Genomic DNA, 12078 nt, shown 5'->3' with positions numbered 1-12078 from the left:
CCGGCGCCCCGGTTAAATTGAATAAACCCGACTTCAACTTCCATATCGTCTTTCCACGAATCGCAGTGCACCAAATCCTATCAGGCCCAATATCGCGACCATGCTAAAAAGCAGGAAAGCGGTTGTGGCGGCATAGCCAAAACTCAGGGCATTGAAGGCATCGTAATAGGTTCGATAGGCGAGGAGCGATGTAGCGGTGCCGGGCCCACCTTTGGTCAGGCCGTAGACAAGGTCGAAACTGAAAAGACGAAAGAGAGATACGAAGATGGCCATAGTCACCATAGTGGGAGCCAGGAGCGGCAGGGTTATGGATGTAAATATCTTAAAGCCCGAAGCTCCGTCGACTCTCGCAGCTTCATTGAGTTCAAGGGGGATTCCCTGCATGCCCGCCAGGAGAACAATGGCAAGAAAGGGAACATTCTTCCATACATCAACCAGGATCACCGCGGATCGCGCGCCCCAAACCGAGCTTAGCCAGACCGGCCTCGAGTGGGTGGAGAAAAGGAAATTATATAAATCATTGACCAGTCCGAATTCAGGTTGGAACATATACTGGCCGGCTATAGCCATTACGATGGTCGGGATAGCCCAGGGAAGCAGGTTAACCGTGCGCAAGAGCCCCTTGATCCTGAGGGGAAGATTCAGGAGCGATGCGATGATCAGGCCGGCGATAAAATGCAGACCGGTTGAGAGTATAGTAAAGATGAATGTAAAGCGCAAAGAATCTAGGATTTTTGCATCATGGAAAATAGCAATATAATTAGAGAGCCCCACGAAATCATTGGTGCCGCGGACGAAGTGAAGATTTGTGAGCGAGAGCCGGAATGTGTCTGCGATCGGATAGACCGCCGTAAAACCCCGCAGAGCCACCGCAGGCAAGATAAGCAACCACGGGAATAACGCCCTATATACGGCGCGCTTTTGATGCTTTTGATGGCCGGCCAAGCTCTTTCGATACTCAGCTAAGCTCATGATGGTTCGACCTCTCTTTCAAGCATTTGACCCCTGGACCTCAGGCGACTCAACCAAGCGATCCCGCTGGCGCGCCGAAGTGCTAAAACATCAAATAGCAGCCGGGGGCCCGGCATACCATTACTCAATATACCGCCCGGCCAATATACCGCTATCGATATATCGCTATTTACCATAGGCCGGGTCCCCCTCAAACTCGAGCCCTCTTATTCTTTCATTATAGCCTTCATCGCCTTATCGCCCTGTGTAAGCGCGGTATTTATATCCACCTGCCCAGTGAGGAATTTGTGGGCCCAGTCCTCCTGCGCCTCCATAACCTCATTCGTCCGCGGCACCGTCATGAGAGGCCGGCCGCGAACGGTGGAACCGTAATCGCTCCACAGCTTGTTAGGTGGGTTCACCTTCCATAACTCGGAGTCCTTCATCACCGAGAGGCGCGCCGGCGGGCGACCAGCCTTAGCCCAGGCCTTCTGGGCATCAACGGAGCTAAGGAACAGGATGAACTTGAGGGCCGCATTTTTATGTCTCGAGAACTTATTGATGGTCCATCCCCAGCTTCCGGAGATCGTATAATCATTCGCCGGGCCCTTTAGAGCCCTGGTCACCCCCACCTTGTCATCGATAGGCGCGTCCGCTATGAACTGCTTATCGCTCTTGAACACGCTGTAGAAGCCCTGCCAGGTGAACCAGGTAGCCCAGATGCCCTTCTTGAAGCCTTCGGCGGCCAGGTTGTAGTCAGTGGCAAAGGAAGACTCAGGAGCTATATGATGCTTGTATACAAGATCATACATGAATTGGAGAGCGACCTTGGAACCAGGAAGGCTGTAATCGATGGAGGAGCCACCTGCCTGCAGCATGTAGAGTGTCAATTCGTTTGAAAGCATACCGCCCTTCTGGCCGCTTATCAAGAGGCCCCATCGCTTGCCCGCCCCACCCTCGCCAGAAGTCAGCTTCTTGCCGACCTGCACCAGTTCATCCCAGGTCGCTGGCGGAGCAACCCCGGCCTTTTTGTAAAGGTCTTTCCGGTAAAATGTCCACATGGCCTCCACCTGGCCTATTACCCTGTATAACTTGCCGTTTACATATGCTGAATCATGCACAACACCAGCCGGCCAGTCATCCAGATACCCCTTGGGCAAGGCGTATTTCCCCTCGAGCGGCTCCAGCCAGCCGGCCTTTCCGGCGTTGCAGACTATCTGATCGTCCAGCCATATAACATCGTAGCTTCCATCCCCAGAGCTGAGGAGGGTTGTTATCTTAGTCACATGGGATGGGAAATCCGTCTGGGCGGGCTCCCATTTGACCTTGATACCGGTCTGGGCTGTAAATTGGTTATAGAGGTCGCGAATAGTGTCCGCTACGTCAGGCCACGGTCCGTACACGGTTATTGTCTCGGCGGCCTGCGCATATACTCCAGCGAAGCACAGAATTAGAATTGCCGCTATTAACACACTGGGCACCGTTTTCCCTCTTTTGCGGAGACTCATCTCTTCTCTCCTCCTTCAAATTAGTGAATTACTTCAGGAGACTACTCTCTTCCCTCTTCACGTCTAGTTTTCTACGAAACATCACCTCCCCCTGATGCTGAAGCCCCCTATTTCCCCCGGGCATTATCTTATCTCCACCAGGATATTGCCTCATCTCCACCAGAATATTGCCTCGCTTTCTCCGAGCATTGTTATTTGGGTATTAAGTTAGAATCTTCAGTGGGGCCGTGGACCCCCTCTGGATGAGCTCCTCAGGTAAACTCACTTCCCTCGGCTCACCATGGTAACGCCCGTCGATCCGCTCCAGTAGGAGCTGGGCGGTGATCTGGCCGGCCATATACATCGGGAGTCCCACTGTTGTAAGACGTGGCCGCGTGACAGTCGCGAATGTATTATCGAAGCCAACTACAGATACATCCCCGGGAATACCTAAATTCTCCTCTCCAAGGGCATCCAATACGCCCAGGGCCATCAAGTCGTTGGATGCGATTATGGCAGTAGGACGTTCCCCGCGCATCAATAGAAGCTTTGTCCCGGTGTAGCCGGCCTTCTCTGAAAAATCTGGGGCCTCGACCACCAGTTGGGGTGGGAGATCGATCCCAGCCTCATCCAGCGCTCCCCGGCACCCATCCAGCCGTATTGCACTCGTCGTGCTGCCCTTTACAGCTATTATGCCGATTCGTCGATGCCCAAAGTCTGCAAGGTGTTTCGCCGCCAGATAACCGCCTCTGGCGTCGTCACATATAACCCTGTCGACACCCTGTATCTTCCTGGACCCCTGGCAGTTCACTATTGGGATGCCCCTGTCCTTGAACACTTCCACCAGCTCAAACACCGAGTCATCGCCAGGCAGTGAGAGAACGATACCATCGACTCTACCCCGATTTTGCCTCAAGTTGGTATATTTATCTAATTATCAGATATTAGCTATCAGGTATTTGACTATCAGATAGATCTCCCCGCTACACGTCTTATATAGGCCCTGGATGCCTTATGCAAGGCAGTCCCATAGGGATCATTGGGGTCAAATTCGCGCAATGGAAGGAGATTCCCAATCTTGGCGACCATATTTGCGGGCGTCAAGTCCTGGGAATGGACAATTACCAGCTGGACCCCATTCTCAATGCTGAGCGCTTTCTTCACAAGATCACGCGCCCTCCGCTCTCTGGCCCCCCTCTTATTCGGATAGCGCTCAGTTGGGCCATAATGCTGGGGTCCATTGAATTCGAATGCCACCCCCCTCCGGTAGTAGCGATCATATTCCAAGTTTTGCTCGGTTAACGGGTTTTTCAGGAAATCAGGTCTGGCATTATCCTCATAATCCTTGTCATCCACTAGCAGGTCCAACCACGACTTCATAAGAAATTCCCCTATATTGGTTGTCTCACCCAGTGCCTTCCAAAGCTCTTCAGCCTTGCGTATCCTAGCCTCCCGGATTGGGTTCCGAGGTTTAACAACCAGTTTCCATCTAAGTATAAGTCCAAAAATCATCGCCACTTTTCCAGGGGTTACCGGTGCTTGCGTGACGGGGCCTTTGAAATTTGGCAATGCCCTCGCGCCAAATTTCAACGGAGGCGCGCCGCAAGCGCGCCGTCCCCGGAACGCAACACCGGTAACCCCTGGGACGTGTTGGTAAACCGGTGTAAATTTATGGCCTTATACTTAGTATCAGATTTAATAGGCTCTACCCAACCCCTGTCTACCAATAGCTTCAGGTATCGCCTGACTGTATTTGGGCTCCGGAACCCGGTCAACCTCATAAGCTCCCCAATTCGGGTTATGCATTGTCCCTCAACGGCATTCAGCGCAATGACTACATATAGGATTCTTCCATGTATACCGAGGGCATCATCCAGCAACACGTCTCTAGGAACCATATTCATACCATATTATTCTATATCTGTAACGAAAATCCTGAACATTTTTTGGGGATTCTAAAATAAATGCTCCCGAGTATCACCCGATTATCAGATGTTCATCGAGTGACTGATCGTGGCGATGAATTAGTGCTCACCGGGTGACTAATCATGACAGCAAATTGGTGCTCACCGGGTAACTGACCGTAATGGCGAACCGATATTCACCGGATGACAGATTGCGATGGTAAATTAATGCTCACCGGATGACCGATGAATATTGATTCAACGATGGTAGAGGCGGATTAATGATCGCAGAATATGGCTGTAGAACATGGATTTATAAATTGAGGCCGAATAGATGGTGGGCATGCTGTGAGGTACCGAGGCAACGGGGTGCTGGGTGCCGAGGCGCTGGGGTACTGGGGTACCGAGATACTAGCGGGGTAGCGGGGTATTGGGGTACTGAGGTAACGGGGTAACGGAATCCAAATTGACAACAATATAGGAATCGAATAGGATAAATTGTAGTTATACGAGGATTATGGGATTATGAGAGTATGATAATTCTCAGGGGATATGGCCAAGCGGAATTTGGGGTAGGAATTAGAGAGTGAGTTGGATGGGATGTGAGCAGATCTGATAGAATGCCGTAACCTGACCAAGAGATTCAATGGGAAAATTGCGGTGAATGGAATTTCATTTGCACTCCCCGACGGCGGCATCATGGCCCTGCTGGGCCCCAACGGCGCCGGGAAGACTACAACGGTGCGCATGCTCACGGGACTCATCTACCCCAGCGAGGGGGATGCTACTGTGGCGGGGCTCCCGCTCCGCGGAAACGAGGACCGCATCCGGGGCCAGGTGGGGGTGCTCACGGAGAGTCCGAGCCTCTACGACAGGATGCGCGTGGCCGACTACCTCGCATTTTTCGGGCGGCTCTATGGGATACCAGGCGCCGAGCTGGGATCACGCATCGAACGGTTTTTGCGTCTCTTCGACCTCCAGGATCACCGCGACAAGAGAATCGGCAGCTTCTCCAAGGGGATGAAGCAGAAGGTCGCCCTGGCGCGTGCCCTCCTGCACAACCCAAGGGTCATTTTTCTGGACGAGCCGACCTCAGGCCTCGACCCCGAGAGCGCCAGGGTGCTCCGGGATTATATCCTATTCCTCAAAGAGGAACGGAGGCGCACCATACTGGTCTGCACGCACAACCTGGATGAGGCGGAGCGCCTTGCCGATTATATAGGGATAATAAGCAGGGGAAAGCTTCTGCGATATTCGCGCGCCGAAGATCTAAAAACAGAGGGGCTCAGAGAGCAGGAATTCAGGATTACGATAGATATGAGAGACCTAGACCTCATCGCCGATGCTATCGAGCTCGTTAAGAACACCGCGGGTGTAAAGAGAGTGGTAAATGTGAGACAGGAAGGCGCGGCGGGCCCTGCAGGTCAATACCCTGGCGCCCCGTCGAGCGTCGTCTCTATCGTCTCCATAGTCTTCTCTACAGAGGACCCGTGCTCAACAAACCCGCAGCTCCTGTGGAGCCTCCTGAATCGCGGGTTTGCCGTGATATCCTGCGAAGAAACCACGCGGAGCCTGGAGGATATCTATCTCGAAATCGTGAGCCGCCAGGAAACGCACGGAGAAGACACTGGGGAAAGTCGATCAATCATGCAAGCCGCAGCCAATGAAGATCGATGGAGAACGTGATCCGGAAGATTAGTGAAGCTGATTCGGAAGATTAAGAAGATTAATAAGAAAAATGATCAGGGGGAAAGATTGTAGTCAAATTAAGCTAGATGAAATAGAAATAAAATAGAAGACGGGGGAAGATATGGTTATATGCCAGCAAACATCCCAGTAAGTATGCAAGTAAAAATAAATAAGACGTTTTTGGTCGCAGCGCGTGAATTGAAAGAAACCTTCCAGGACACCAGGTTTGTATACACAACAGTGGTGACGGGCCTGGCCCTTCCCATCTTCTACGCCTATATCAGCATGAGCACGGTGAGGGCCCTGCCAACCGGGGTGGCAAGCACCATGTTTCCGGTGTGGTTTTTGCTCTCGAGCATACTCCCGGCCTCATTTTCGATGCAGCTCGCCCTCGCGAGCTTCGTGGGCGAGAAGGAGAACCGGACGATCGAGCCGCTCCTGGCCGCGCCCATAAGCAACCGGGAATTATTTGTGGGCAAGGTGATAAGCTCGTTCATCCCCCCGCTCGTGCTGGTTGCTATCGTCCAGGCGGTCTTCCTGGGGGCGAGCTTCGGCTTCGCGCGGCTCAAATACAGAATGCCGTTCTCGCCTGATCTCGCCGTGATCGGCCGCACCGCCCTGTTCGTCCCACTCGTCATCCTCTTCATGGTGGCCTGCGCCGTATTGCTTTCAGCGCGCTCCACCAGCATGAGGTCGGCGCAGCAGGTCGGGGCCTTCATAAACCTCCCTATCATTTTCCTGGTCGTCTACAAGGCGCCGCAGATTCTGGATATCATAGGTAAGAGCGCGCCGGAGGTGCTGGCTGTGGGCGTAGCGGTAAATATCTTGCTCCTTCGCATCGGCATACGGATGTTTAATAGGGAGAGGATACTTACCCAGATCGGCTGACAACGAAATGACTATGACTAGTCAATGCCGGGGCGGGAGGCCGGGACGAGAAAGCGGGGAGGCAGCTGATCCTGCTTTAGACCCTGCTTTAGCCTGGGAATAAAAAGTGGAGGTAGGTGGCCCTGCCCTGCGCGTGCCGCGTACCGCAGTTTCATATCGCACATTGCATATCCGGGCATGAGCTACCCCCTCCTGCTTGCGCCTCTGACTCGGATTCCTTCTGAGTTCCCCTGCCCTCCTAGCGTATCCCTAGTGGGCGGGCTCGACCGGGTACCAGCCCCTGGTGTTCATGGTGTCGAAAAGGGTCTTCGCCTGCTGGATCTGGTCGTCGTGAAGCTTCTTAAAGGTCTGGCGAATCCCATCATTTGCCGACTCGAGCACTGCCATGTGGTAACCAGCTGACATGCTCTTTATACTGGAGAGCAAATCGCCTACCATGTCCTTATCATTGAACCCCGCCGGAAATGGCATGTTACTTCCTCCCTTCATCCAATTTACTTATGGGATTACAGCCATGAGATTGCGGCTGCGAATTGCTACGACATCATTTGTTGTGGGTTGTAGCCGGCCTGCTGTAGAGTGCTTGACAAGGTATTCACGTGACTCTGGCACACGTCCCTTGTCTGCTGTATCACGCTTTTCAAGGCAGGATCCTGAATCTGGTTCAAGTAGTTGTTGCATTTTGCGAGGCATAGCTGCTCCATGCTAAGCTGCTCTTTTAGATAGTGCTTTTCAAGCTGGGTTAGTCTTCCTACCGCTGGCACCTGTAATTACCTCCTTTGTATTATTTATCTGCGTGGCGTGAACCCTATTTAGCGCGATGCGCTTATGTGGCATAGGCTTATATAGGATGCGCCACACGAAAATAGTGTTCCATGCGCGCAATAAGGATATTCCAAAGACGAAAATCGCAGGCAGGTTTTTATTGCATAATTACAATTACAGCACACCATATATCAGGTTTGGCCGCTGGGCGGGCCTGAATGTTTCAATGCGATAGCACCCTGCCAGTTCCCCGGCGGCCGCCGCAGCCTTCTCATCAGAGCTGGCGTGAATCTCCGCCATGGCCTCGCCGTTCGCGACCCTATCGCCCACCTTCTTTTCCAACATGATGCCGACCGAATAATCTACAGGGTCCCCGATCCTCTCGCGGCCCGCTCCGAGCTCCATGGCGATCCGGCCGACCCGCAAGGCGTCTATCTCATGCAGGTAACCATCGCGCGGCGCGGCAACCTCCCGTATAACCTTCGCTCCGGGCAGGCGCGAAGGCTCGGCAATAACCCTGGCGTCGCCGCCCTGCGCCCGGACAAGCTCCTCGAACTTCCTGAGACCGGCGCCCGATGCCAGGCAATCCTCAAGCTTGCCCCTGCCCTCGTCCACATCGCGCGCGACCCCGGCGAGGAGAAGCATGTGGCTCCCGAGGACCAGGCAAAGCTCTGTGAGGTCTGGAGGGCCCGAGCCTTTGAGCGTCTCTATGGCCTCCCTCACCTCGAGGGCATTCCCGACGGCTATCCCAAGGGGCTGATTCATGTCCGATACAACCGCCGCCATTTGCCTGCCCGCCTCGTGACCTATGGCGATCATCGCCGTGGCTAGGCTAAACGCCTCATCTGGGGTCTTCATAAAAGCGCCCTTCCCGGCCTTGACATCCAGGACGATCGCATCGGCCCCGGCAGCTATCTTCTTGCTCATGATGCTGCTGGCGATGAGGGGAACGCTCTCCACTGTGGCGGTCACATCCCTGAGGGCGTATATCTTTTTATCAGCGGGGGCCAGGTTTCCGGTCTGTCCAGAGATCGCGATTCCAATGCGATTTACATTCGAGATGAATTCCTCCCTTGATAAAGACACGCGAAACCCCGGGATCGACTCGAGTTTATCGATGGTCCCTCCCGTGTGGCCGAGGGCCCTCCCGGACATCTTGGCTACGGGCGCGCCGGCGGCCGCCACGAGCGGTCCGAGGACGAGGGTCGTCTTGTCGCCAACGCCGCCCGTACTGTGTTTGTCCACCTTTCTTCCGCGAATACGCCCCAGATCAATGGTTTCCCCGGACCTGACCATAGCGAGCGTAAGAGCCGCCGTCTCCCGCGGTGTCATCCCTTTAAAATAGATTGCCATTAGAAAGGCCGCCATCTGGTAATCAGGCACCTCTCCCTTTACAAAACCATCAATCATAAAACTAATCTCACCGGCATCCAGTTCATGCCCGTCGCGCTTGCGGGCTATGATCCAGCTGGCTTTCAAGGCTTTCTTCCTCCTTATCCGCTTTAATCTTATCTTATCTGCATCCGATTCAATCTTGTCCGCTCTATCCTGATTAGCCGGCTCGCCCGGGCAACGCACCCTGGGCAAGATCCGGCTTGGTATTCCAGAAAGTTACAATGAAATCATGTAAAATAACGCTGATAGCTGCATGGAAACCCTTCACATATGGACAACTTTCATGTAAGATTATAGCTGTGGCCGGAACCAGATGTTTTTATAGTCTGCGCTTTTTATGGCGTTTCAATTTTCCACTAAAGCCTTTCCGAATCTCAAAACATGAATCCAAAATTCTTTGAGGAGGCACTTCCTGTGTTACGGGACCTGAAAGTCTTCAGTGGCCGGGCTCATCCTGAGCTCGCAAGGGAAATCTGCTCTCATCTTAATGTTGCGCTCGGCCAGGCCGAGGTAACGACATTTGCCAACGAAAATATCTTTGCCAAGATCAACGAGAGCGTGCGCGAGGCCGACGTCTTCGTCGTGCAGCCTTCATGTTCGCCCGTAAACGATGGGCTCATGGAGCTCCTGATAATGATCGACGCCCTGAAAAGGGCCTCGGCGGGCCGGATAACAGCCGTGATACCATATTACCCCTACTCGCGCTCCGATAAAAAGGACCAGCCGCGCGTGCCGATTACGGCAAGGCTCGTGGCCGACCTGATCACAGTCGCGGGGGCCAACAGGGTTGTGACGATCGACCTCCATGCCAGCCAGATCCAGGGCTTTTTCTCCGTGCCTCTCGACCACCTGACCGCCCTGCCCATCATAGCTTCCTATTTTAAGGAAAAGCAGATCCCAAACCTTGCTGTGGTCGCGCCGGACGCCGGGCGGGCAAAGCTCGCAGCGAAATACGCAGACCGCCTCGCGGCGCCCATGGCCATTATAGACAAGCGACGAATTGGAAACGTGGACAGGGCCGAGTCCAGCCACGTCGTGGGCGACGTCGAGGGGATGAACACCCTCCTCGTCGACGATGAAATCACCACAGGGGGGTCGCTTATAGGCGCCCTGGAGATCCTCCAGGATCACGGGGCCCGGGACATGTATTTCGCCTGCACCCACGGGATTCTAACCCAGGGAGCCGTTGAACGCATCCGCACCTCGCCCCTCAAGGAGGTAGTCGTGACGAACTCGGTTCCCGTGCCTGACAGCAAGCGCTGCGGCAGGATCGTTGTGCTTTCCGTTGCGAAGCTGATCGCGGAGGCCATATGGCGAATCCACGCAGGCGGCTCCATCAGCAAGCTCTTCGAGCCCTGATCGAAGGCCTATTTACGCTGGATATGCGTGCCGTGCATGGCGCCGACGAGCCGGGCGAGTCCAGAGCCGATGACGGGGATGAGGCGAAGCTCCCTCGGCGTAAGCTCGCCGAGCAGGATCAGGATCACGCCATAAGTCAACGCGCCGGCCGCTATGGCCGCAACCGTCGCCAGCGAATTGCTGAACGTAGCCTGGACAATCCGGTGGTAAGTCAGCCTCACACCTACCCCCATGGCGAGCGCGGCAAGAGCTGCTTTGAATACGGCTTTGGCCGCGCTCGAGCCAACCCTTGCCCGATCAAAAACCCAGACCCCCGCGAAGTTCAGGACGCCGGCAGCCATAAACCCCAGAGCCGTCCCCAGGGCCGCTCCCCGTATTCCAAGGTCGGGCACGGCTGTGAAAACAAAATTAAGCGATGCCCCAACGGCAGCCCCAGCAAGCAAGCTCCGGACGGGGACCAGCGTTCGACCGAGGCCTTGAAGGATGCCAGACGATGTCTGCTGGACACACAGGAATAAGGTCCCTATCGAGAGGATGGTAAGCGGTTCCCCCGCCTCGGGACAGGCAAACAGCATGCCGCATATCTGCCTCGCCAGGATGCGAAGCCCCACAAAAGATGGCACCCCTATTAAGATGGTTAACCTCATCGCCTCCTGGATACGCTCGCTCACGAGCTTTCGATTTCCAGTGGCCCACGCCGCTGATATAGATGGGACCAGGCTCGTGGCAAAGGCCGTGGTGATCACGGTCGGGAGCCCCACAAGGCTCATCGCCATCACTGCGAATTGGCCGTAAAGCCTGGTTGCCTCGGGGATATTGAACCCTGCCACCCTCAGCCTTGCAGGGACTATAGCCGCGTTTGTAAGGTCCGTCAGCGGCACGACGAGCGAGGCAATAGTCACGGGCAGCGCGAGCGCCACGATCTCCCTGAGCAGGCTCAGGGCGGAGGTGCCGCCCGTCTCGTCCGCCGCGCCTGCCGCCCCCGCCGCGCTCACCAGGACCCCCCGCTCCCTGAAGTAGATCACGATAAGCAACATAAGCCCCGCGAGAGCCCCAGTAACCGCCCCGAAAGCAGACCCGGCCGCCGAGAACTCCACGCCGCTCGGAAGCAGCATATATGCCAGCAGGAGGGCGGTAATAACCCTGGCGACCTGTTCGATTATCTGCGAGGCCGCTGTCGGGGTCATCGTCTGCAGCCCCTGGAAGTAGCCACGCAATGCTGACATGGAGGCTACAAGCACGATCGCCGGGGAGATGGCCCTTATCGAATAGTAGGACCGGGGGTCGCCGAGCACCCTCGTGGCCAAAAACCTCGCCCCGGCAAAAAGCGCATACGACAGGATGGCACCAACGGCGACCAAGATAACCGTTGCAATCCTGAAAACCCTTGCCGCCCCCCCGGGATCGCCGTGAGCGATACGTTCGGCGACGAGCTTGGAGATAGCAACGGGGAGGCCCGATACTGATATAACGAGCATTGTGCCGTAGACGGGATAAGCCATCTGGTAAAGCCCGACGCCCTCTGCACCGATGAGCCTGGTGAGGGGGACGAGGTAGATGGCGCCGAGCACCTTGCTTATGAACCCGGCCACGGTCAATACCATGGCCCCGCGCAGGAATGATTGCTTCCGCATGCAGGG

12 protein-coding genes are annotated in these 12078 nt (G+C 55.1%); 3 read left to right on the top strand and 9 right to left on the bottom strand.

The window, feature by feature from the left end:
* Positions 1-33: 33 nt before the first annotated feature.
* The 5 genes from HPY71_03515 to HPY71_03495 all read right to left on the bottom strand — a co-directional run bounded on the left by HPY71_03515 (position 34) and on the right by HPY71_03495 (position 4342).
* Entirely contained in the window at positions 34-972 is a 939-nt protein-coding gene (locus HPY71_03515; protein NPV52574.1) for a sugar ABC transporter permease, read from the bottom strand.
* 206 nt (positions 973-1178) lie between these two features.
* Positions 1179-2459: an extracellular solute-binding protein gene (locus HPY71_03510; protein ID NPV52573.1), complete on the bottom strand. Its 1281-nt coding sequence runs from the start codon at positions 2457-2459 to the stop codon at positions 1179-1181.
* Between the two features lie 202 nt (positions 2460-2661).
* Positions 2662-3354, bottom strand: a complete 693-nt coding sequence (locus HPY71_03505) for a substrate-binding domain-containing protein (GenBank protein NPV52572.1) — start codon at positions 3352-3354, stop codon at positions 2662-2664.
* Between the two features lie 50 nt (positions 3355-3404).
* Entirely contained in the window at positions 3405-3818 is a 414-nt protein-coding gene (locus tag HPY71_03500) for a hypothetical protein (GenBank protein NPV52571.1), read from the bottom strand.
* Positions 3819-4024: 206 nt separating this feature from the next.
* Positions 4025-4342: a hypothetical protein gene (locus tag HPY71_03495; protein ID NPV52570.1), complete on the bottom strand. Its 318-nt coding sequence runs from the start codon at positions 4340-4342 to the stop codon at positions 4025-4027.
* 660 nt (positions 4343-5002) lie between these two features.
* Here HPY71_03495 and HPY71_03490 point away from each other — a divergent pair.
* Positions 5003-6028 (top strand): ABC transporter ATP-binding protein, encoded by a 1026-nt coding sequence (locus HPY71_03490; protein ID NPV52569.1) that lies wholly within the window; start codon positions 5003-5005, stop codon positions 6026-6028.
* Between the two features lie 156 nt (positions 6029-6184).
* Positions 6185-6919 (top strand): ABC transporter permease, encoded by a 735-nt coding sequence (locus HPY71_03485; GenBank protein ID NPV52568.1) that lies wholly within the window; start codon positions 6185-6187, stop codon positions 6917-6919.
* A 249-nt stretch (positions 6920-7168) separates the two neighbouring features.
* Here HPY71_03485 and HPY71_03480 read toward each other — a convergent pair whose 3' ends face one another.
* From HPY71_03480 to HPY71_03470, 3 genes are all read right to left on the bottom strand, one after another.
* Positions 7169-7390 carry a spore coat protein gene (locus tag HPY71_03480; GenBank protein ID NPV52567.1) on the bottom strand — a complete coding sequence of 74 codons (222 nt, stop codon included), beginning with the start codon at positions 7388-7390 and terminating at the stop codon, positions 7169-7171.
* A 65-nt stretch (positions 7391-7455) separates the two neighbouring features.
* On the bottom strand, positions 7456-7683 hold the full coding sequence (locus HPY71_03475; GenBank protein ID NPV52566.1) for a hypothetical protein: 228 nt from the start codon (positions 7681-7683) through the stop codon (positions 7456-7458).
* Between the two features lie 175 nt (positions 7684-7858).
* Positions 7859-9163 (bottom strand): pyrimidine-nucleoside phosphorylase, encoded by a 1305-nt coding sequence (locus HPY71_03470; GenBank protein ID NPV52565.1) that lies wholly within the window; start codon positions 9161-9163, stop codon positions 7859-7861.
* Between the two features lie 297 nt (positions 9164-9460).
* Between HPY71_03470 and HPY71_03465 the strand changes: the two genes are divergently transcribed.
* Entirely contained in the window at positions 9461-10438 is a 978-nt protein-coding gene (locus HPY71_03465) for a ribose-phosphate pyrophosphokinase (GenBank protein NPV52564.1), read from the top strand.
* 8 nt (positions 10439-10446) lie between these two features.
* Here HPY71_03465 and HPY71_03460 read toward each other — a convergent pair whose 3' ends face one another.
* Positions 10447-12072, bottom strand: a complete 1626-nt coding sequence (locus HPY71_03460; protein NPV52563.1) for a polysaccharide biosynthesis protein — start codon at positions 12070-12072, stop codon at positions 10447-10449.
* Positions 12073-12078: the final 6 nt, after the last annotated feature.

The sequence above is a fragment of the Bacillota bacterium genome (assembly GCA_013178125.1).
GTDB lineage: Bacteria > Bacillota > SHA-98 > Ch115 > JABLXJ01 > JABLXL01.
Note: the sequence above shows the minus strand (reverse complement) of the source record. Positions and strands in the feature narration are given on the sequence as shown.

Excerpts from the sequence above, each read along its gene's own strand:
- HPY71_03515 (NPV52574.1), bottom strand. The coding sequence starts at position 972 with ATGAGCTTAGCTGAGTATCGAAAGAGCTTGGCCGGCCATCAAAAGCAT.
- HPY71_03510 (NPV52573.1), bottom strand. The coding sequence starts at position 2,459 with ATGAGTCTCCGCAAAAGAGGGAAAACGGTGCCCAGTGTGTTAATAGCG.
- HPY71_03500 (NPV52571.1), bottom strand. The coding sequence starts at position 3,818 with ATGAAGTCGTGGTTGGACCTGCTAGTGGATGACAAGGATTATGAGGAT.
- HPY71_03495 (NPV52570.1), bottom strand. The coding sequence starts at position 4,342 with ATGAATATGGTTCCTAGAGACGTGTTGCTGGATGATGCCCTCGGTATA.
- HPY71_03485 (NPV52568.1), top strand. The coding sequence starts at position 6,185 with ATGCAAGTAAAAATAAATAAGACGTTTTTGGTCGCAGCGCGTGAATTG.
- HPY71_03480 (NPV52567.1), bottom strand. The coding sequence starts at position 7,390 with ATGCCATTTCCGGCGGGGTTCAATGATAAGGACATGGTAGGCGATTTG.
- HPY71_03465 (NPV52564.1), top strand. The coding sequence starts at position 9,461 with ATGAATCCAAAATTCTTTGAGGAGGCACTTCCTGTGTTACGGGACCTG.
- HPY71_03460 (NPV52563.1), bottom strand. The coding sequence starts at position 12,072 with ATGCGGAAGCAATCATTCCTGCGCGGGGCCATGGTATTGACCGTGGCC.